This is a genomic window from Alteromonas naphthalenivorans (genome assembly GCF_000213655.1).
GTDB lineage: Bacteria > Pseudomonadota > Gammaproteobacteria > Enterobacterales > Alteromonadaceae > Alteromonas > Alteromonas naphthalenivorans.
The window spans coordinates 13038-34520 of sequence record NC_015554.1 but is presented as its reverse complement, the minus strand read 5'-3'; the positions used below and the strand labels follow the sequence as shown (position 1 = coordinate 34520).

General features: G+C 43.2%; 21 protein-coding genes. 10 read left to right on the top strand and 11 right to left on the bottom strand.

The window, feature by feature from the left end:
• The first annotated feature begins 331 nt into the window (after positions 1 to 331).
• On the top strand, positions 332 to 868 hold the full coding sequence (locus AMBT_RS00155; RefSeq protein ID WP_013782536.1) for a gamma carbonic anhydrase family protein: 537 nt from the start codon (positions 332 to 334) through the stop codon (positions 866 to 868).
• Between the two features lie 27 nt (positions 869 to 895).
• Here the strand turns inward: AMBT_RS00155 and aroE are convergent, their stop codons facing one another.
• Positions 896 to 1723, bottom strand: a complete 828-nt coding sequence (gene aroE / locus AMBT_RS00150; protein ID WP_041452655.1) for a shikimate dehydrogenase — start codon at positions 1721 to 1723, stop codon at positions 896 to 898.
• Positions 1724 to 1751: 28 nt separating this feature from the next.
• Between aroE and AMBT_RS00145 the strand changes: the two genes are divergently transcribed.
• The gene (locus AMBT_RS00145; RefSeq protein ID WP_013782534.1) at positions 1752 to 2183 is read left to right on the top strand and encodes a group II truncated hemoglobin; all 432 of its coding nucleotides are present in this window, start codon (positions 1752 to 1754) and stop codon (positions 2181 to 2183) included.
• Positions 2184 to 2284: 101 nt separating this feature from the next.
• Here AMBT_RS00145 and AMBT_RS00140 read toward each other — a convergent pair whose 3' ends face one another.
• From AMBT_RS00140 to AMBT_RS00110, 7 genes are all read right to left on the bottom strand, one after another.
• The gene (locus AMBT_RS00140; RefSeq protein WP_013782533.1) at positions 2285 to 2959 is read right to left on the bottom strand and encodes an OmpW family outer membrane protein; all 675 of its coding nucleotides are present in this window, start codon (positions 2957 to 2959) and stop codon (positions 2285 to 2287) included.
• Positions 2960 to 3124: 165 nt separating this feature from the next.
• A complete protein-coding gene (hemF, locus tag AMBT_RS00135) occupies positions 3125 to 4069 on the bottom strand; it encodes an oxygen-dependent coproporphyrinogen oxidase (protein WP_013782532.1) in 945 nt (314 codons plus the stop codon).
• Positions 4066 to 4641, bottom strand: a complete 576-nt coding sequence (tsaC, locus tag AMBT_RS00130; RefSeq protein ID WP_013782531.1) for an L-threonylcarbamoyladenylate synthase type 1 TsaC — start codon at positions 4639 to 4641, stop codon at positions 4066 to 4068. The genes hemF and tsaC overlap by 4 nt, the downstream gene beginning before the upstream one ends.
• Before the next feature lie 21 nt (positions 4642 to 4662).
• Positions 4663 to 5214, bottom strand: coding sequence for a DNA topoisomerase family protein (locus tag AMBT_RS00125; protein WP_013782530.1), 552 nt, complete (start codon positions 5212 to 5214; stop codon positions 4663 to 4665).
• A 30-nt stretch (positions 5215 to 5244) separates the two neighbouring features.
• Positions 5245 to 5721 (bottom strand): DUF494 family protein, encoded by a 477-nt coding sequence (locus AMBT_RS00120; protein ID WP_013782529.1) that lies wholly within the window; start codon positions 5719 to 5721, stop codon positions 5245 to 5247.
• Between the two features lies 1 nt (position 5722).
• On the bottom strand, positions 5723 to 6880 hold the full coding sequence (gene dprA / locus AMBT_RS00115) for a DNA-processing protein DprA (protein WP_013782528.1): 1158 nt from the start codon (positions 6878 to 6880) through the stop codon (positions 5723 to 5725).
• A 33-nt stretch (positions 6881 to 6913) separates the two neighbouring features.
• Positions 6914 to 7987, bottom strand: coding sequence for a LysM peptidoglycan-binding domain-containing protein (locus AMBT_RS00110; RefSeq protein WP_041452651.1), 1074 nt, complete (start codon positions 7985 to 7987; stop codon positions 6914 to 6916).
• Positions 7988 to 8203: 216 nt separating this feature from the next.
• On the opposite strand from AMBT_RS00110, the gene def reads away from it, so the two are divergent.
• The 6 genes from def (at position 8204) to AMBT_RS00080 (ending at position 13682) form a co-directional block, all read left to right on the top strand.
• Positions 8204 to 8713, top strand: coding sequence for a peptide deformylase (def, locus tag AMBT_RS00105; RefSeq protein ID WP_013782526.1), 510 nt, complete (start codon positions 8204 to 8206; stop codon positions 8711 to 8713).
• A gap of 8 nt (positions 8714 to 8721) precedes the next feature.
• Positions 8722 to 9678 (top strand): methionyl-tRNA formyltransferase, encoded by a 957-nt coding sequence (gene fmt, locus AMBT_RS00100; RefSeq protein WP_013782525.1) that lies wholly within the window; start codon positions 8722 to 8724, stop codon positions 9676 to 9678.
• The gene (gene rsmB / locus AMBT_RS00095; protein ID WP_013782524.1) at positions 9678 to 11012 is read left to right on the top strand and encodes a 16S rRNA (cytosine(967)-C(5))-methyltransferase RsmB; all 1335 of its coding nucleotides are present in this window, start codon (positions 9678 to 9680) and stop codon (positions 11010 to 11012) included. Before fmt ends, rsmB begins: the two co-directional genes overlap by 1 nt.
• Positions 11013 to 11036: 24 nt before the next feature.
• On the top strand, positions 11037 to 12416 hold the full coding sequence (gene trkA, locus AMBT_RS00090) for a Trk system potassium transporter TrkA (protein ID WP_013782523.1): 1380 nt from the start codon (positions 11037 to 11039) through the stop codon (positions 12414 to 12416).
• A 126-nt stretch (positions 12417 to 12542) separates the two neighbouring features.
• Complete coding sequence (locus AMBT_RS00085; protein ID WP_013782522.1) at positions 12543 to 12887, top strand: hypothetical protein; 345 nt, start codon at positions 12543 to 12545, stop codon at positions 12885 to 12887.
• Positions 12888 to 12935: 48 nt separating this feature from the next.
• The gene (locus AMBT_RS00080; RefSeq protein WP_013782521.1) at positions 12936 to 13682 is read left to right on the top strand and encodes a complement resistance protein TraT; all 747 of its coding nucleotides are present in this window, start codon (positions 12936 to 12938) and stop codon (positions 13680 to 13682) included.
• Between the two features lie 49 nt (positions 13683 to 13731).
• Here the strand turns inward: AMBT_RS00080 and AMBT_RS00075 are convergent, their stop codons facing one another.
• On the bottom strand, positions 13732 to 15183 hold the full coding sequence (locus tag AMBT_RS00075) for a TrkH family potassium uptake protein (protein WP_013782520.1): 1452 nt from the start codon (positions 15181 to 15183) through the stop codon (positions 13732 to 13734).
• Between the two features lie 109 nt (positions 15184 to 15292).
• Positions 15293 to 15946 carry an isoprenoid biosynthesis glyoxalase ElbB gene (gene elbB / locus AMBT_RS00070; protein WP_013782519.1) on the bottom strand — a complete coding sequence of 218 codons (654 nt, stop codon included), beginning with the start codon at positions 15944 to 15946 and terminating at the stop codon, positions 15293 to 15295.
• Between the two features lie 410 nt (positions 15947 to 16356).
• Between elbB and polA the strand changes: the two genes are divergently transcribed.
• On the top strand, positions 16357 to 19164 hold the full coding sequence (gene polA, locus AMBT_RS00065; RefSeq protein ID WP_013782518.1) for a DNA polymerase I: 2808 nt from the start codon (positions 16357 to 16359) through the stop codon (positions 19162 to 19164).
• Positions 19165 to 19573: 409 nt separating this feature from the next.
• Here polA and yihA read toward each other — a convergent pair whose 3' ends face one another.
• A complete protein-coding gene (gene yihA / locus AMBT_RS00060; RefSeq protein ID WP_013782517.1) occupies positions 19574 to 20191 on the bottom strand; it encodes a ribosome biogenesis GTP-binding protein YihA/YsxC in 618 nt (205 codons plus the stop codon).
• Positions 20192 to 20365: 174 nt separating this feature from the next.
• Between yihA and AMBT_RS00055 the strand changes: the two genes are divergently transcribed.
• The gene (locus AMBT_RS00055; protein ID WP_013782516.1) at positions 20366 to 20989 is read left to right on the top strand and encodes a c-type cytochrome; all 624 of its coding nucleotides are present in this window, start codon (positions 20366 to 20368) and stop codon (positions 20987 to 20989) included.
• The last annotated feature ends 494 nt before the right edge of the window (positions 20990 to 21483 follow it).

Sequence of the window (21483 nt, the reverse complement as noted above, 5' to 3'; positions counted from 1 at the left end):
AAAACCCCGTCACACTTGACCTTAAAGGTAAGTAGTGACTTGCTTTGTCAGTCTAAGTTGTTTCACTTTCCTGTCGAAGCGGATGCGCATTCTAGAGATTTCTGAGCCTGCGTCAACCTCTGATTTCAAAAAAGTGTCACATTTCGTTTAAGTGCTTAAAATACCAACCACACAGCCTATAAATCACACATAAATTCGGATTTTCACTGATTTCCTATTAGTCTCATTGCCTATTTTTACTTAGGCAATGGTTGAATAAGATTGGTTCTTCACCCCTATTCTCTGTTTTAATGCTTTCTCAACAGATGAATTTATATATAAAGGTGCTGTTTTGACAATCAGAAACTATCAATCAACTTCTCCCACGCTCGGCGAACGCTGCTATATAGATGAGTCAGCTGTTATTGTTGGCGACGTTACCTTAGGCGAAGACGCAAGCATCTGGCCTTTAGTCGCTGCCCGAGGTGACGTAAATCATATTTCAATTGGGGCACGCAGCAATATTCAGGATGGCAGTGTGTTGCATGTTTCTCGTAAATCCGTTTCTAATCCTAATGGTTTCCCCCTTATTATTGGAAATGACGTTACCGTAGGGCATAAATGTATGCTTCATGGCTGCGTGCTTGGAAATCGTATCTTGGTAGGAATGGGCGCCATTGTAATGGACGGTGTTATTGTAGAGGATGATGTCTTTATTGGAGCCGGTGCTTTAATACCACCAAATAAGCGACTCGAAAGTGGTTACCTTTATGTAGGGAACCCAGCTGTAAAGAAACGCCCATTAAAGGAAAGCGAGACAGCCTTTCTAAAACAATCAGCGTTGAACTACGTAAAATTAAAAGATGAATATAGAGAGGAGCAGGCTTAACAGCCTGCTTGCTTATACCATTGTCGATTACTTTGCCTTTAACTGGCTACGTAATACATCAATTACCGCACTGGTCTTTGGTTTGTAGCCTGTCCATATTGTAAATGACGCGGCAGCCTGTTCCACCAGCATACCTAAACCATCAAGTACCTGTAACGCACCTAACGATAATGCTTGTTGCATAAAGTAAGTCGGCTCTGCGCGATAAACCATGTCATACGCTGTTTCGCATTCTTTAAATAGCGTTGCGTTCATATCAAAAGGCAGAGTTTCGCTTAAGCTCGCTGCGGTTGAGTTAATAATGATATGTGGAGCTACTTTATCGCAGTCTTCTATACCTACTACCTTCACCTTACCTCCACCCGTTTCACTTGCCACTGTTTCGGCCTTCGCTTTTGTCCTATTAGTAAGATGTAGCGATGCAATACCTGAAGCAATAAGCGGTGCTATTACACCTCTTGCCGCTCCACCTGCACCTATTAATAGCACGCGTTTACCTTGCAGTTGTACACCATGATTAAGTAAGTCATTAACTAACCCTACGCCATCGGTATTAAAACCTGCAATGGTGCCATCGCTACGCTTCATTAATGTATTAACCGCTTTTGCATCTAACGCAGCTTGGTCGTCTACACTGGCAAGCGCAAAGGCATCTTGTTTGAAAGGCATAGTGACATTGCAGCCTACCGCGCCAGGTTGCGATAAGAATGTGTTCGCTGCAGGCGTAAAACCATCTTCTGGGGCGAGGATTTTTTCGTAACTAATTTGCTCGCCGCATTGCTTAGCGAACATTTGATGAATAGTTGGTGATAGACTCTGAACTATAGGGTTACCGAAAACGGCAAACTTTTTCATTGAATTGTTATTAATAAGGCTGTCTGTCATGGGAATGTCTAACTTCTTTAAATCGATACGAAAGGAAAAACCTGCTGTGTCAGAGACTACACCATATTACCGAATAGGTGGAGAAGATAAGGTACGCCTTTTGGCAAACCGTTTTTATGACATTATGCGTGATGATCCTATTGCAAAAGAGCTTTACGCTATTCATCCTCAGCCAACAGATAGAATCAGAGAAGTGTTTTTTCTTTATTTAAGTTTATGGTTAGGCGGGCCTGATACCTATCAGCAGCAATATGGTCACCCACGGCTACGTTCACGACATCTTTCTTTTAGTGTTACACCAGAATTAAAAGACCAGTGGATGTACTGTATGCGAAAAGCCATGCACGAGACGGTTGATGACCTTCCGTTGGCGCAGCAACTTCTTAACGCGCTAGATCAACTTGCCACGCATATGATTAATACTAAATAAAAAGCGCTCCGTGAAATACGGAACGCTTCAGATTAAGATTCAAGGTTATCCGAGCTTAAGAAGCCACTTATATAAACGTAACTTACCTCATTAGATAAATCTTAGAATGTATAGCCTACAGACAAGGTATAAACCCAAGGGTCAATATCAATGTCGTTTACGTTACCTTCTGCACCACCTACGGTAAATGACGCTTCGGTGTTAATATCGATGTAACGTACTGACGCATTAACATGCCACTCTTTATCTATTTGATAGTCCATTCCCACTTGTGCAGAAATACCTACAGAATTATCTAAAGACAAATCTTCAAGGCCTGCTTCTTTATTTGCATCCGTAAATGATTCATCAAAGATAAAGGTATAGTTTAAACCTGCACCAATATAAGGTTGAAAAGCAGCATTAGCATCGTTGAAGTAGTAGTTAACAGTAACAGTTGGGGGTAAGTGCGTGACTTCTCCCAATGTATTGCCTGTCCCTAGTGGATCGTTAACCGAAAAATTCACATCGTGAGTAAACGGCGTTGCGGCCAACAATTCAACATTGATATTGTCGGTGATGAAATAAGCAACGTTTAATCCTAACTGGGTATCGTTATCGATAGTCAGTGCTACACCTAAATCGCTACCACCTGCAATGATGTTAGAGGTTGATTCGTCGGGCGCAACGGTTGTTAATCCACCACGAACTATCCAATCACCCTTTTCATGAGCTGAAGCAAAAGGAGCGGCTAGCGCTAAAGAAATACATATGGCTGAAAGTGTGTGTGTACGCATTGTGTGTCTCTTGTGTGTTTAATGATAATGACGACACTGTAAACGTTTAAAAAGAAAATATTTTGATCCAGCGCAAGGTGCAATCTAGCTACATAGCTTGGTAATGAGGGAATTTGATGTGGATCAAGGGAATGGCACCACAGGAAGAACCCATGGTGCAAAATATTACCAGTTTGTAGGCTGAAGCCAGTCAGTTAGCTTTGCTTCCGCGCTACCTGGAGTTGGAGTATAGCAATACTCCCATCGGGCAAGCGGTGGCATAGACATTAAGATTGATTCGGTTCTACCACCAGTTTGTAACCCAAACAAGGTGCCTCTATCGAATACCAAGTTGAATTCTACATAGCGACCACGGCGATAGAGCTGAAAGTCACGCTCTCTTTCACCGTATGAGGTGCTTTTTCGCTTTTCTACGATAGGTACGTAAGCATCGACAAAACCATTGCCCACTGCCTGCATAAAGTTGAATGAAGTTTCAAAACCCCAATCATTTAAATCGTCAAAGAATAAACCGCCTACACCACGTGTTTCATTGCGATGCTTTAAGAAGAAGTAGTCATCACACCACTTCTTATATTTCCCGTACACGTCTTCACCAAAGGGAGCACACAATTTCTTCGCGGTATTGTGCCAATGCACGACGTCATCTTTAAAGGGATAAAACGGGGTTAAATCGAACCCACCGCCAAACCACCAAATAGGCGCTTCACCTTCTTTTTCGGCAATAAAAAAGCGTACATTTGCATGAGACGTCGGAATATAGGGGTTGTGTGGGTGAATAACTAACGAGACCCCCATGGCTTGAAAGTTTCTACCCGCAAGTTCCGGACGGTGAGCCGTGGCAGACGCCGGCATCTGACTTCCAAATACATGAGAAAAGTTCACCCCACCTTGCTCTATTACTGCGCCGTTTTTAATGACCCGAGAACGCCCGCCACCACCTTCCTCGCGAACCCAAGAGTCTTCTTTAAACTGCCCTTTACCGTCGGCAAGTTCTAAGGTTTGGCAAATGTTGTCTTGCAATGACAGTAAGTACGCTTTTACTTGTTCTATTACTTCACCGGCGTCTTTACCGTCTAACTGTTGATTTACGTGTTGGGGGTCAATCATGATCTTATTATCTCTCCGGTGTCGCCGTCACGGATGGTACTGGGTTTAGCGTGGCCACCTACTTCTCCATCAATATAGAAAACACTATCACCAAATATATTGATTGCGTCCTGCTGGGTGATTGCGGGTTGTTGGCCAGTTAGGTTGGCACTTGTAGATACAAGTGGCTTTTCTAGCTTTTCACATAAAGCTTTAACCACTGGATGGTTGCTGACTCGAACCGCTATTTTTTCATGCTTGCCAGTTAACCATTGTGGCGTCGACGCCGACTTGGGTAGCAGCCAAGTATTTGGCCCAGGCCAACTGGACACAATTTCAGTACGTCTGTGCTGAAGTATGGCTTCATCATTTATATAAGGTAATAGCTGAGAATAGTTAGCGGCAATCAAAATCACCCCTTTTTCGATGGGGCGCTGCTTCAATGCTAAGAGCGCTAACACAGCCTCTTCGTTGTCTGGGTCACAGCCTATGCCCATAACCGCTTCAGTAGGGTAAACCAATAAGTCACCATTTTTAAACGCGGATACAATTGGGTCGCTAGTGTCTACTTGCCCCTTGGTCGGGATACTCATTAGTGCTTTTCTCTGTAGGTGTTATTTATCGTCTTTTTTGAAGCCACACCCTGGCTGAGGGCAACAAATTTGGCCTTTCTTTTTTATCAGAACGGCCCAGCCACAATCGGGGCATGCTTCATTTACTGGCGTGAAATTTAGCACATAACGACAGTGGGGATAATGGTCACACGCAAAAAACTGCTTACCGTATTTATTGGTGCGGGACGCAAGTTGTCCTTTTTTACACTTAGGGCAAGTAACGTGGGTGTCTTCTTGCTGTTTAATTGGCGAGATATAGTGGCATTCAGGAAAATTGGTACAGCCTATAAACATACCAAAACGCCCTTTCTTAATAGCCAAGGTAGAATCACACTCTGGGCAGGTAACCCCATCCAGTAGTTTTAATAAGGTGGTTTGCTTATCGTGTAATGGCTTGCTGAAGTGGCAATCTGGGTAACCGGTGCAGCCAATAAAAGGGCCTGATTTGCTGTTTTTTATATGCAGTGGTTTACCGCAATCGGGACAATCACCGAAAGCGTCTTCTAAGGCATGTTCGTGCGCAGAGAAAAGTGAATGATCAATTTTCGACATAAACCAGCAACTAGCACGACATGAAGCACATTAGTGCAACACGCCGTCAGGTTCATCAAATAATAAATCTTCCATTTGTGCGTAGGCTTTTTCTTTACCTGGCACATTGAACAGTACCATTAGCACTACCCACTTTAGGTCTTCTAAACAGAATTCAGAAGAGTCTATTTCCATTACTCTGTCTATTACCATTTCTCGCGTTGACGCATCTACCACGCCCACCTGCTCTAAAAATAGCAAAAAGCCACGGCACTCTACGTCTAATCGCATCTGCTCTTCATGCGTATAAATACGACTGAGGCTGGTACTAATCCCTTTACAAAAATAAGGCTTAATATCTGTTTCTTGCAAAGCCGCTAGCTTTTCAAGCCACGCTAATGCTTTGTAGATTTCATCATGATGGAAACCCGCGCGTACCAACTCCTCGGTAAGCTCGTCTTGATCGACTCGAATTTCAGTTTCACTGTGAATGAAGTTTTCAAACAGGTACATGAGGATATCGAACATATTATTTTCCCCTCAATTTAATGTAGCCACCAGGGACAGCGGCTACTAAACCACGCAACTCATATTCTAATAATGATGCCATAACCTCATTAACAGGAGAGGTACAGCGCTGCGCTATAACATCAATAGCGGTGATGTCGTAATCCACACTATCTAATAATTTATCGGTTGCCAAGTTATTCACTTCACTTTTTTTACTTAACGCTTCGTTCTGGCATTCTCTCTCACCAGTCGACACTACAATTTCATCGAAAATGTCATCAACACAGGTTACCAGCTTAGCGCCTTGCTGAATTAACCAATGACATCCTTCGGAGTAAGCATGGAAGATACTTCCAGGAACTGCAAATACTTCACGCCCCATATCTGCGGCCAAATTCGCAGTTATCAAGGTACCACTCTTTATTTTTGCCTCTATAACTAGGGTTCCAAGCGACATAGCAGCAATTATTCGGTTTCTTCGGGGAAAATGCCAAGGCTTAGCAGATACACCTGGAAAGAACTCGGTAATACAAGCGCCCCCTGCATTCACGATGTCTCGGTGTAGCGATACATTTTTAGGGGGGTACACAATATCAGGCCCCGTCCCCATTACCGCAAGGGTGCCGCCTTCGCACACCAAACCACCTTTGTGGGCAGCTGAATCTATTCCTGCTGCTAACCCGCTGGTTACTGCTACGCCGTTACTTGCTAACGCTTCGGCAAAATCAGTAGCAATTTGCTTACCTTGATGACTCGCCCGTCTACTCCCTACAATCGCAATTTGAGGTAATGCTAATGTGTTGACGTTACCTATAACAAATAACACCAACGGGGGATTTGGCAGGGTCTTTAATCGCTCAGGGTAGTGTGTGCACCCTAGGGTGACAATATGATGCTTTGCATGTGAAGCATGCCAGCGTGTCGCTTTTTCAAGTAAGTTAGGAGAAATTGCTTGTGTAAGGGTATGGAGAGCGCCCGAAGTGAAAGCGGTTTTATGAATACCATCCAATAATGCTAGTGCGCTAAGGGATTCTGCTTCAAGCGCCTTAAGCCACTTCCCTGTTGCGATATTTATTGCTGAAGCCATTGTCAGCCATGCTATCTGTTCTTTGCCTAGGGCTTTATCCAATGCTTTAACAGCATTACTGCTTACTTCATGTGGCTGGAAAGTTGTCATAGCCGCTCCTAAATAATAAGCGGCAATAACGTGTTAGGGTTTTGCCACAATGAAGCCGCGTCTTACGCCTTCTTTCGCTCGAGTTATAATGCCGTAGCTAGCTGACTCAAAAGTTTTAAACACAATGACTTCACCAATTTTAAGTGCAGGTTGCTGTACTTTATCTGTAAAAAGTCCGTTTCCTTTTATGACATCACTATTGCTAGCGTATTGAGGTTCTTCACCATCTATAATGTCAGGGCCACCAGCGTAGATACCCATCACGGTACCCGCCGTTAGCTCACGTGCGCCTAAATCTAGTACCACCACATCGTAGCGGCCGAGTAAGTCGTGATCGTGTAAGTCGCCAATCACAAAACCTCGTTGTGACGTTGCTTCTTGCAGAACTAAATCATTGTCTAACGTGAAGTCACCAGTAAGTAACTTATCTCCACGTTTCGCTTCTTGATTTGAATCTGAAAGTTTTACCATTCTAGCCTTTGGTAACGACACGTCAGTCTCTAAGCTAGCTTTTGCTACATGGGTGAGCTGCACACCAAGCACCTTACCTTGCATATTGCGTATAATAGATTGCTTTCTTACCACCTGATACTGATCTTCAGTGCGGTTTTCTTTTTGGCTTACCACTAAGTCGTTAGACACAAAACTCACATTACCATCGTGATTTCCCAATAAATGGGGGAGTAATTCATACTCTTCCTCAGAAAGTAGGGTGTGTTGTTTTATATAGGGAGCTAATACCGACCACGATAAGGTCTCTATAGGCGCACTCTTTACTCTTCGGGCAGAACCAGGCGAAAGCACTAGGCTTGGCTTAGCTCGATTTATCGAAAATACGGGTTCACCATTGATGTAAGACACCGAGATAATGTCACCGGGGTATATTAAATGCGGGTTATCTATTTGAGTGTTGTGACGCCAAAGTTCAGGCCACAGCCATGGCTGATTTAAAAAAAGATTAGCGATGCCCCATAAGGTATCACCTTGCTTCACAGTATAAGTTTGCGGTGCAGTTTCTTTTAAGGGTTTGGCCATTGCTGAAAATGCGGCAAAACATGCCATAGCCAATACCATTGTACATACTGCTTTCTTCAATCGATTTTTCAAATTAACCTTCCGCAATTTTTCCACTGCCATTTACTGTTGAAATTTCAGACAATACTACTATATCGATATTGTGCCTCAATACTGTGGCGCGGCAGCAAAAAACTGCACGATATAACTCGATATACGTTAGAATAGTAACTCAAAAGGCACTGTAAAGTGTACGAGCGACTAGATCGTATATGAATTTATACAGCGAAAAGGTTAAATAAGCGACACATGGCAATTTTAGACGTATTAAGTTTTCCCGATGAACGACTTCGTACCGTAGCAAAACCGGTAGAAGAAGTGAACGACGACATTAAACAATTGGTTTCGGATATGTTCGAAACCATGAAAGACGAGAATGGAATTGGTTTGGCTGCTACTCAAGTCGACAGACATGTTCAAGTTGTTGTAATGAACGTAGCGGAAGATCAAGACGAGCCTCGTGTTTTTATCAACCCGGAAATCACCAAAAAAGACGGCAGCACTATTAGTGAAGAAGGTTGTCTTTCTGTTCCAGGTAACTACGCCAAAGTAGAGCGCGCAGAAGAAATTACGGTAAAAGCACTGAATGAAAACGGTGAAGCATTTGAGTTGGAAGCAGACGGTCTATTGGCTATTTGTATTCAACATGAATTGGATCACCTAAAAGGCAAACTGTTTATTGATTACTTGTCTCCGCTTAAACGCCAGCGAATTCGTAAAAAGCTTGAAAAAGAAGCACGTTTAGCTGCACGCGACTGAGGTTAGTTTTGATAAAACCATTACGCATCATTTTTGCCGGCACGCCGGATTTTGCAGCTCAGCATTTGAGTGCTTTATTATCTAGCACTCATGACATTGTTGCTGTGTATACCCAACCAGACCGTCCTGCTGGACGAGGCAAAAAGCTTACGCCAAGCCCCGTAAAAGTGCTTGCTCAAGAACATGAGATTCCAGTCTATCAGCCAGCCAGCTTAAAAAATAACGAAGCACAACAAACATTGGCAGACATCAACGCCGATTTAATGATTGTGGTTGCCTACGGATTAATTTTACCTAAGTCGGTACTTGATGCGCCCAAATTGGGTTGTCTTAATGTGCATGGTTCAATTTTGCCTAAATGGCGTGGAGCTGCGCCTATCCAACGGGCGATATGGGCCGGCGATAGCGAGACTGGTGTTACCATCATGCAGATGGATGAAGGGCTAGATACTGGTGACATGTTGCATATAGCCACCTTGCCCATTAGCGAAAATGATACAAGTGCCTCGCTTTACGAAAAGCTTGCTGAACTTGGTCCTACTGCATTAATAGATGTAGTAAACAGTATTGATACCCTTTCACCTGTAAAGCAAGATGATAGCGAAGCAACATACGCTAAAAAGCTTTCCAAAGAAGAAGCCTTTATTAATTGGCACGATAGCGCAGCGCAAATTGCACGAAACGTACGCGCTTTTAATCCATGGCCTGTAGCGTGGACTAAAATTGAGTCGCAAAATATTAAAATTTGGTCGGTGGATGTGATTGATGGCTTACCGACTTCAGATGCCCCAGGTACTATCATTCAAGCTGACAAGCACGGCATTGTGGTAACCACGGGTTCAAATGCCCTTCGAATCAACACCCTGCAAATACCTGGGAAAAAAGCATTGCCCGCTGCAGATGTCGTTAATGCTCGCAAAGACTGGTTCGCACCAGGTAACTGCATTGCCAGTACGGAAGAATAGTGAAACCCACTCCATTACCGAAACAAAAAAATCTGCGTGCCGATTGTGCATGGGTGATATACCAAATTCTAGAACAAGGTAAATCGTCAAGAGATTGCCTAGAGCGTGTTCAACGTCGCCATCATCCTAGAGACAACGCATGGATCCAAGAAATGTCTTTGGGCGTCATGCGTAAACTCCCTATATTACAGCACTGGTTGCGCGAGTTACTCGACCGTCCTTTAAAAGGGAATAAAAAAGTAATCGAGCACCTTATTCTGTTGGGGCTATACCAGTTAGCATTTTCTCGCGTAAGCCAGCATGCTGCAGTGGGCGAAACCGTTAATGCCTCGCCTTATTTAGGCGGGACAGCATTAAAAGGCTTAGTTAATGCTGTACTGCGCAACTTTATGCGCCAAGAACTGGTTAACAAGCCTATCGATAACCCCATTATTGCTAGTGGGTTACCCAAGTGGTTATATAAGGCTCTAGAAGATGCCTATGGTCAAGATGCTGATGCCGTGCGCGAAGCTACCAATGCCATGGCGCCTATTTGGCTAAGGGTTAATACCAAACAAATATCGATTACCGATTACGCTGCTGCATTGGATGCTGTTGAGATTAACTATTCATTAAGTAGCGAACACGCAGATGCGATCAGACTAGAAGGCCGAGAGGACATTACCGGGCTTCCAGGGTTTGAAAAAGGCCACTTTGCTGTACAAGATGGTGCCGCTCAGCTTGCAGCCCATTATTTAGACGCACAACCACACGAGCGCGTATTAGATTGTTGCGCTGCACCTGGTGGTAAAACGGGTCATATTATTGAGCGCACCCCTGAATTAGCGTATTGCCTAGCCCTTGATGCTGACGAGAACCGCTTAAAGCGCGTTGAAGAAAACATGACTCGCCTGCAGCATACGCAAACCAATTTGCCCGTTATAAAGCAAGGCGATGCGGCTAAGCCTGAAACATGGTGGGATGGACAACACTTCGACCGAATTTTGCTTGATGCACCCTGCTCTGCCACTGGTGTTATACGCCGCCACCCTGATATTCGCTGGCTAAGAAAGTCTAGTGATATTGATGCACTTGCAGCACTTCAAGCTGAAATACTAACTAGCTTATGGCAAACACTTAAGCCTGGTGGCACATTGCTTTACGCCACCTGCTCTATTCTGCCACAAGAAAATAGCCAACAGATTAGCGCATTTTTAGAACGCAATGCAGATGCCACATTAGTACCTGTTATAAAAACCGAAACACCGAGTAAGCCCGGTAGACAAATCCTACCTGGCGAGCAACAAATGGATGGTTTCTACTATGCGAGACTGGTAAAGTCGTTGAGCAAATAAAAGCAATAAGGCACATAAACACCGATGAAAATCATCATTCTAGGCGCAGGTCAGGTTGGCGGAACACTTGCTGAAAACCTTGTAGGAGAGAAGAACGATATTACGGTTATCGATTCTGATCCCAATACCTTGCGTGCGCTTCAAGACCGATTAGATTTACAGGTGGTTAATGGCGTGGGTTCTCACCCGGACGTATTACGAAAAGCCGGTGCAGAAGATGCCGACATGCTTATCGCGGTAACGAACAGTGATGAAAGCAATATGCTCGCTTGCCAAGTTGCCTTTAGTTTATTCAAAACCCCGACCAAGATTGCTCGCGTTCGCTCAGAACAATACATTATTTACCAAGAACAACTCTATAAGCAGCAGGACATACCTGTAGACCACATTATTGCTCCTGAACAGCTAGTGACTAAAGCTATCAAACGGCTTATAGACTACCCTGGTGCTTTACAGGTTGTTGAATTTGCTGATGGTAAAGCCAGCTTAGTGGCGGTAAAAGCCTATTATGGTGGTTTACTGGTAGGTCATGCGTTATCTGCGTTAAAAGACCACATGCCCAATGTGGAAACACGGGTGGCAGCAATCTATCGCCGTGGTCGCCCTATTCGACCACTGGGTACTACCGTTATCGAAGCCGATGATGAAGTATTCTTTATTGCTGCAACTAAGCATATTCGTGCGGTAATGAGTGAACTTCAAAAATTAGAGTCTAGCTATAAACGCATTATGATAGCTGGCGGCGGCTTAATTGGTGCAGGACTAGCGAAAAAACTTGAACACAAACATAACGTGAAGCTGATTGAGTTTAGTCACGAAAGAGCAAAATACCTTTCTGCTCACTTAGACAAGACGATTGTCTTTAGCGGTGATGCATCAGATCCAGAGTTACTCAGTGAAGAGAATGTCGAGCAAGTTGATGCATTCATTGCGGTGACCAATGATGATGAAGCTAACATTATGTCTGCCATGTTAGCCAAGCGCATGGGCGCACAAAAAGCCATGGTACTAATTCAACGTAGTGCTTATGTAGACTTAGTACAAGGCGGTGAAATAGACATTGCTTTTTCACCGCAACAGGCGACGATTTCGGCCCTACTTACCCATGTTAGACGCGGAGATATTGTAAACGTATATTCTTTGCGCCGTGGTGCAGCAGAGGCGATAGAAGCGATTGCACATGGTGATGAAAATACCTCTAAAGTTGTGGGTAAAGAAATCGGTAAAATTAAACTTCCTCCTGGTACTACCATAGGCGCGGTAGTAAGAGACGACCAAGTGATCATTGCCCATAGCGATACGCTTATTGAAGCAAATGACCACGTTATTCTGTTCTTAGTCGACAAAAAATACATTGGCGATGTAGAAAAGCTGTTCCAACCCAGCGCATTCTTCTTTGGATAACAAATACATACGCCAAGCCGTAAAAGTAGTGAAATAGCTCCTGGAAATAATCCTAAATTACCCGTTGCGAAATGTGCAAAAAATGATCAATAATTGACTTCTCAGGTCGTTATAGGATTAACGGAAATGTACAAAAACGGATTTACCTCACTCCCAATACCCACACTAGCTCTGTTATTTTCTAGTTTATTACTTTCTTTTTCCGCAGTCAGCCAATCAGATGAAGACGATGAACTTGCGCGTATGCAAGCTCAATTAAATGCAGAAGTTATGTCAAAACCGTTTTTAGCCGAAAAGCCTGAGGAAGTAGACGCCTATATTAAAAGCATGCTGGATAAAGGGGTGAAACCGAAAGAATATCAAGGTACGAATTGGCGTCCGGGTTATACCTGCCGAGACTTACTACGATATAACTGGCGAGAATATCGCAATTGTCGCTACTACCACCGTTATTACGGTCGCTACTACTAATAAATCACTAACGATAATTCACAGTTCAATTTTTAATAAGGAATTACCATGACGTTACGGAATCAGCATGTCAGGATTGTTGTACTAGCATTTGTAGTTATTTTTTTTAGCGGCTGTGCTGCCGTGCATACCTCCATTGCTAAAAAAGATTTAGATGTACAGACCAAACTTAGCACCTCAATTTTTGTTGAGCCTGTGCCGCCTGAAAAACGAAAAATCTATTTAGAAGTTCGCTCAGCAGTGATGGAATTTGATCGAAATGCATTTAGAGAGGCGCTTAACGCTCAAATTTCGAGTAGCGGAAACGGCTATTCGTTTGTTGATAGCCCTGCTGGAGCTCAATATACGATGAGTGTTTTCGTGCGCAATCTAGAAAAGGCTTCTCCTTCCGCGGCAGAGAATTATCTGTCATCAGGATTTCAGGGCGTCGCTTTGGGCTCAGCAGCAGCTTATGCGGGGGGTGGAAATTACAAGCAAGCTGCTGCGGGTGGCATCATCGGTGGATTAGTTTCTACTGCTGCCAACGCGATGGTTAAAGATGTAACCTACCTTCTCGTGGCTGATATTCAAATTAAAGAACGTGCCGCGAAGGGCGTGATTGTGAGAAAAGATTCTAAGGTGAATACGAAAATTTCAGATGACGGCGCATCAACTCAGACTGTATCTGAAGTTTCAAACCAAAAAGAATACCGCACTCGCGTTGTGACGACGGCTAACAAAGCCAACCTAGCGTTAGAAGAAGCACAACCACTCATGTTTGATAAAACGGCTTATGCAATGGCCTCGTTCTTCTAAACTTGCCTTACGGTGTACAGCAATGACTGACTGAGCAGTCGTTGCTGTATTAGCTTCGCCAGAACGTAGGTGAAAATAGTACCAACAACGAAAAGACTTCCAATCGCCCAAATACCATTCCCACCACTAAAATCCACTTTCCAGCATCGGTTACACCCGCATAGTTAGACGCAACACTGCCCAATCCAGGACCAAGGTTATTTAGCATGGCTGCGGTAGCGGTAAACGCGCTTAAGTTATCTAGCCCTGTTGCAATTAGCCCTATCATTAGTACGACAAACACCACCGCGTAAGCAGAGAAGAAGCCCCATACCGCCTCTACTACCTTATCGGGCATTGCTCGTTCACCTAACTTAACAGAATACACTGCCTTAGGGTGAATAAGCCTGTCTACTTCACGCTTACCTTGAAGGAACAGTAAACACACACGAACCACTTTTAAGCCGCCTCCGGTTGAACTTGCACAACCTCCAATGAAACTTGAAAAGATGAGTAGTATGGGCAAAAACGTGGGCCAAATTGAGAAGTCTGTAGTCGCAAACCCCGCAGTAGTACTGATTGATACGGCTTGAATCATAGCTTGATCGAGCGCGGTTTCAGCCGAGTCGTAAAAACCTGATAGCGTGAGTACCAAAAAGCACAGCATGATAAGTGTGGCTTGAATAAAGAAAAAGGCTTTAAATTCTGGGTCGTTAAAATAGCCTTTTACCGAACGGGTACTCACTGCTGCGTAATGGAGTGAAAAGTTAAGTGCAGCAATTAATAGAAAAACCGTACAGACCACATTCACCATTGGGCTATTAAAGTAGCCAAGGCTAGCATCATGAGTTGAGAAGCCCCCAATGGCAACCGTTGAGAACGCGTGGCAAATGGCATCAAACATATCCATGCCAGCCAACCAATACGCAGCGGCGCATGCAATAGTGATAGAAAGATAAATATACCAAAGGTGTTTTGCTGTATCGGCAATACGCGGTGTCATTTTATTATCTTTCACAGGCCCAGGAGTTTCTGCACGGTACAGCTGCATACCCCCAACCCCTAAAATAGGTAGTATAGCGACGGCGAGTACAATGATACCCATGCCGCCTAGCCATTGTAGTTGTTGTCGATAAAACTGTACCGAATGGGGTAAGAAATCAATGCCTTCAATTACCGTTGCACCGGTTGTGGTTAGCCCTGAGAACGATTCAAAAAAAGCATCCGTTACGGTCATGCTAGGCTGTTCTAGCAACATAAGAGGAATGGCACCCACACTGGCTAGTACCGACCAGAACAGGGCAACGATTAAAAAGCCTTCTCGCGCTCGTAAATCGTTTTTTTGCTGGCGGTTTGGGTACCAAAGCACCATACCGCCACCTACGCAAATAAAGAACGCAAGGGTAAAAGGCAAACCACTACCGTCTTGATAAATCAGAGATACCACAGCAGGTGGGATCATGGTTACGCTAAATAGCGCAATTAGGAGCCCTAGAATTCGTACAATGGCACGGTAGTGCATGCTTCGTTATGCCTTTCGTTATTAGTAAACTCGCGATTAACAGTGTTCGCGGTTTTTAGAGGATACAAGGTTTCTACTACATTGACGCGATTATAGGGCTATAAGCAAATTATTTCATTGCTAGTACCGTTTCTACCATTTTATTAATACTAGCATGGGCTTGTAAGATATTTTGTGCCGTCATATAGGCTGGCGTAGTAACCAGTTTATTTTCAACATCTACCACCACTTCATCTACTTCACAGTTTACATGGCATGCCCCTAGCGCGTTCAAGGCATTGGCGGTATCTTCATCGCTACCAATGGTCAGTTTAACATTGTTTCCATATACACTGGCTGCAATAGCAGGGGCAATGCATGCATAGGCCACAGGTTTCTTTGCTTTCGCAAAGTCATTGCACACCGTAAGCACATCTTTATCTACGCTACTTTTTTCACCATCAACGGCAAATGAACATAAATTCTTAGCAGCACCAAAACCACCAGGTACAATAAGATAATCGAAGTCTGATACCTTACATTCTGTAATAGGCTTTACATTGCCTCGGGCAATGCGTGCAGACTCAACCAATACATTTCGAGTTTCATCTTCTGAAACGTCTCCCGTTAAATGATTCACTACATGCATTTGAGCCTTATCTGGCGCAAAACATTGATAACCTACCCCAGCTTGTTCAATAGCTAAAAGCGTTAATACTGACTCATGAATTTCAGCGCCATCAAATACACCACAACCACTTAAAATCACTGCAACTTGCTTCATAATGTCCTCCTAGACCTCGCCGAGCCGACTTATTCTATTTTTGGCTATAAAACCATCAGCTGTTCAAAAAAAAGTCTTAATAACCAGTATTGGATTGCTAATTTCTTATGCTACATTATCTGACCAATTTGGTTAAACAAAAAAAAATAAGTTCACCAAGTTATCCACATAAAAAGGAATGATGAGTTGCAGGTACGCAGTCCACACTCTTATTTTTCATTCCCTTATTTTTATTGCTTTACAGGACGATCTTTCTATTTACAAAGATCGTTAGTTTCGTTGTGCTTATTTTATTAGATCACAATCTTATCCACAGATGATCCCTTTATTTATGTTGCTATGCTCTATGGCGATCCACCAGCGCCTATGGCATGCTTGCGCCTTATTCTAAGCTTGGTTAATGCATAGCTATGACAGATTCGAAAAAGCCCCCTTTTATTCTAGTAGATGGATCATCTTATCTATTTAGAGCATTTCACGGATTGCCGCCCCTGACGAACTCAAAAGGTCAGGATACCGGTGCGATCTATGGTGTTGTCAACATGCTGAAAAGCTTGATTAGACAATACAATCCTACTCACATGGCAGTCATCTTCGATGCCAAAGGTAAAACGTTTCGCGACGATATTTATGAAGAATATAAAGCGAATCGCCCACCTATGCCGGAAGAGTTACGCAGTCAAATAGAACCATTGCACACCATCATTAAAGCGATGGGTTTACCTCTCATCGTTGAGTCTGGCGTTGAAGCCGATGATGTTATTGGTACCCTGGCCTGTCGCGCCACAGAACATGGTATTGATACCCTAATCAGTACTGGCGATAAAGATATGGCACAACTGGTCAACGAAAATGTCACCTTGATCAATACCATGACAGATCAGATTATGGACATTGAAGGGGTAAATACGAAATTCGGTATTCCACCAGAACTGGTTATCGATTTCTTAGCCCTTAAAGGTGACAAAGTCGATAACATTCCTGGCGTACCTGGTGTGGGTGATAAAAGTGCACAAGCACTGTTAAATGGTATTGGTGGCATCAGTGCTATCTATGACAACCTTGATAAAATTGCCGATCTCTCGTTTAGAGGGAGCAAGACCATGGCAACTAAAATGCAAGAGTATGAAGAACAAGCTCGCCTGTCGTACACCCTTGCCACGATTGCCATTGATTTAGATCTACAATACAAAATAGATGAGCTTTGTCCTACATTACCAGATAATGAAACCTTACAGTCGATGTTCGCAGAGTTCGAATTCAAGCGCTGGCATACAGAAATTAGCGCATTGCTCGCAAGTGATGGTAATGAACCTTCAAAAGCAGAAAATGGAAAAAGTACGTCTGACGCTAGCGATTCTGAATCTAACGATACTGACGTAGCACAGCCAGAAAGTAATATCGATAAGTCAGGCTATGATGTGGTGCTTGATGAAGCTACATTTGAGGCTTGGATAGAAGAGCTAAAAGCAGCGCCGCTTATTGCTGTTGATACTGAAACGACCAGTGTTAACTACATGGAAGCTGAACTTGTTGGTGTTTCTTTTTGCATCGAACCCGGAGCTGCGGCTTACGTGCCTGTTGCTCATGATTATCCCGATGCACCCACGCAGTTATCACGAGATTACGTACTTTCGGCATTGAAGCCTATTTTAGAGTCTGAAACCATCATTAAAGTGGGCCAGCACATTAAATATGACAAGAATGTACTCGCCCATTATGACATAACGTTAAATGGCATCGGCTTTGACACTATGCTGGAAAGCTATGTGTTAAACAGTACCGCGCAGCGCCATGACATGGACTCGCTAGCCCTAGCTTATTTAGGTCATAAAACAATTCACTTTGAAGAAATTGCAGGTAAAGGTGCCAAACAGCTTACTTTTAATCAAATTGGATTAGAAGAAGCAGGTCCTTACGCCGCTGAAGATGCTGATATTACAATGCGCCTTCATCAAGCAATATGGGCAAAACTAGAAAACGAACCCAAGCTTAAAGCACTATTGGTTGATGTTGAGGTGCCGGTTGCTTGTGTTTTATCTCGTATGGAACAGCAAGGCGTATTAATTGAAAGCCAACGGTTGCGCCAGCAGAGCCAAGACTTAGCTACGCGTATTGCTGAGCTAGAAAAAGAAGTGCATGAAGAAGCCGGCGAAGTGTTTAACTTAGGGTCGCCAAAACAGCTTCAACACATTTTGTTCGAGAAAATGTCGTTACCGGTTATTAAGAAAACCCCCAAAGGCGCCCCTTCTACTTCTGAAGAAGTATTACAAGAACTCGCCCTTGAGTTCCCGTTACCTAAAAAGTTAATGGAGTATAGAGGGTTAACCAAGCTTAAAAATACGTATACCGACAAACTCCCTAAAATGATTAATCATCGTACGGGTCGAGTTCATACTTCTTACCATCAAGCTATTACGGCAACGGGCCGCTTGTCGTCAACGGATCCTAACCTTCAAAACATTCCTATTCGAAATGAAGAAGGCCGTAAGGTAAGACAAGCATTTGTTCCACGTGAAGGTTACAAGATTGTAGCTGCCGATTATTCTCAAATTGAACTTAGAATAATGGCTCATTTGTCGGGCGATGAAGGTCTTCTTGATGCATTTGCACATGGCAGAGACATTCACAAAGCGACCGCTGCAGAAGTGTTTGGGGTAACCCTTGACGAAGTGACGACGGAACAACGTCGTAGTGCTAAAGCTATAAACTTTGGTTTGATCTATGGAATGAGTGCCTTTGGCCTTGCTAAACAACTTAATATTCCACGTCACGAAGCACAAAAATACATGGACTTGTATTTTGAACGCTACCCGGGCGTACTAGAGTACATGGACAGCACCAGAGAAGGCGCTAAAGAAAAAGGCTACGTGGAAACTGTGTTTGGTCGACGCTTGTACCTACCCGACATTAAAGCCAGTAATGGCGCACGTCGCAAAGGGGCAGAGCGCGCAGCAATCAACGCACCTATGCAAGGTACAGCTGCCGACATCATTAAAATGGCCATGATAAAGGTTGATGATTGGATCACCTCACTTGAAAGTGACGACGTACTCATGATGATGCAGGTACACGATGAATTGGTATTTGAGATTAGAGAAGAACATCTAGAGGAACAAGTTAAAAATATCGTCAGCTTAATGGAGCAAGCTGCAGTATTAAATGTGCCGCTGGTGGTTGATGCGGGCGTGGGCGATAACTGGGATGAAGCTCACTAAAAAGTAATTAGATTACAGAAAACAGTGAGCAATAGCTCAAAAATGGGCAAGTTTGGTAATTTTATTACACTCTTACTTGCCTTTTTTCACCATTATTGTACCCTAATGCGTGTAGGGTACAGAGGTGAGAAATCTGTTTTCAAACCTTTGCTTTAACCCCGACAGATTTGTCGGGGTTTTTTTATGTCTGCAATAAATTTTCCAAATACTCAGAAAGAAAAAGTCCATTAAAATCTTAAACTTAAAACAAAGAACGAATCTTTTAGTATTTTAAAATGAACTAACCGAAATATGCACACTCTATATATTCGGTTTTTATGTGTTTTCTCTCAGTATTTTGGCCCTGCTTTTTAGCGGGGCTTTCTTTTATCTGGCCCTTTGTTTAGCTCAGTCGTTCAAACTGTTTATTTTATTCTGCGTCAGGTTTTTCTACATCAAGTGCCAACCACTTATTCAACACTTTTTCGAGTTCTGGCAATCCCTGACGATTTAAAGATGAGAAGGTATTTACCGTCACATCACCCATAAACGCCAGTGCAGCTTCCTGCGCCATAAGTAGCTGAGCCTTTCGCTTTCCTGATTTAAGCTTATCTGACTTAGTCAGTAAGGCTAATACAGGGATATTGGAATCTACTGCCCAGTGAATCAAATCTTGATCAAGATCTTTAAATGGGTGACGAATATCCATAAGCACCACTAAACCTTTGAGCGATTTACGCTTTTGAAGGTATTCACCTAATGCTTGTTGCCATTTATTTTTCATCGCAAGCGGTACTTGGGCAAATCCATAACCAGGCAAATCAACTAAACGACGATCTTCTTCAAGATTAAAAACATTGATGAGCTGTGTACGACCTGGTGTTTTACTGGTTCTTGCCAGGTTCTTTTGACGAGTGAGTGTATTCAACGCGCTCGACTTGCCCGCGTTTGAACGGCCAGCAAACGCTACCTCAATACCGCTATCATCTTTTAAATGGCGAATATCAGGTGCACTGGTAAAGAACTTTGCTTTGGTGTAATACGACATCTAGACTTACCTCAAATGCGTCATAACCCTAGAATTAAACTCTATTAATGATCTAAACCTGCTAAAAACCATAGTTTTATCATGGAATAGGTTTTTCTGACGCGTTAAATGTGTAAAATACGCATGATATCACGTATGTTACGCGAGCCGTTGGATCCATTTAAGAGATTTATTATGAAAAAACTGTGTTTGTTATTGTGTGTGTCTTTAGGTATTTCAGTTTCTGCGATGGCAGAAGGTGATGCTGAAGCCGGTAAAGCAAAATCTGCAGTATGTGCAGCATGTCATGGACCTGATGGTAACAGCATGATAGACATGAATCCCAAAATAGCAGGACAACACGAAAAGTATCTTGTTAAGCAATTAATGGAGTTCAAGCTTGCGTCACAGACAGGTGGCGAAGAAGGACGTAACAATGCCGTAATGAACGGTATGGCAGCCCCTCTTTCAGAACAAGATATGAAAGACTTAGCCGCTTACTTCTCTAGCCAAACACCTAAAGAAGGTGAAACGGCAGAGCAATACATTGAAGCTGGTCGCGCTTTATATCAAGGCGGTGATGAGTCTCGTGGCGTGACCGCATGTATAGCATGTCACGGTCCTAAAGGTAACGGAATGGGCTTAGCCGGCTTCCCTGATATCAGTGGCCAGCACGTAACCTATACTGCAGCACAATTAAAATCTTTCCGTGCAGGCGAGCGCCATAACGATATGAATGGCATGATGCGTGATATTGCGATGAAATTAACCGACGAAGATATCGAAATTTTATCTAATTATATCGCGGGCTTACACTAAGACTCTGAAAATATATGCGCATTTGTTAATTAATTGTTGCGTATAAAGTTGTATTTCATAATTATTCGTGTAGTCTATCGCAATAGTTTGTAGGTTTGTCTGAAACTCTACAGGCTAAATAACAAGAATAATAATAAAAATACAACACGGAAGATTGGATAAAGCGCCAAGAAGGCCAAGAACAAAATGAGCTCTGCTAAAACCAATAAAAAGGGGAGCCAAGCTGGGAAGCACAACTACACATAGAGGTGTAAATAACGGGAGAGGTGTCATCTGACACTCAAACAATGTAAGGTGATGGTGAAAGCCATCGCCTTTTTTCTTGCCTAAATTCACGTATTACCTAGCGTTTGTATTACGCATTATTCGGCAAACACGTACTTTTTCGTAGACCTTCAAGTTGTATTATCGCGAACAGACCCAACCGCATATTCACTTTCCGATGAATCATGCTTTATTGATGAAGAAGCTTTGAGCAATTCGCGCTATAATAC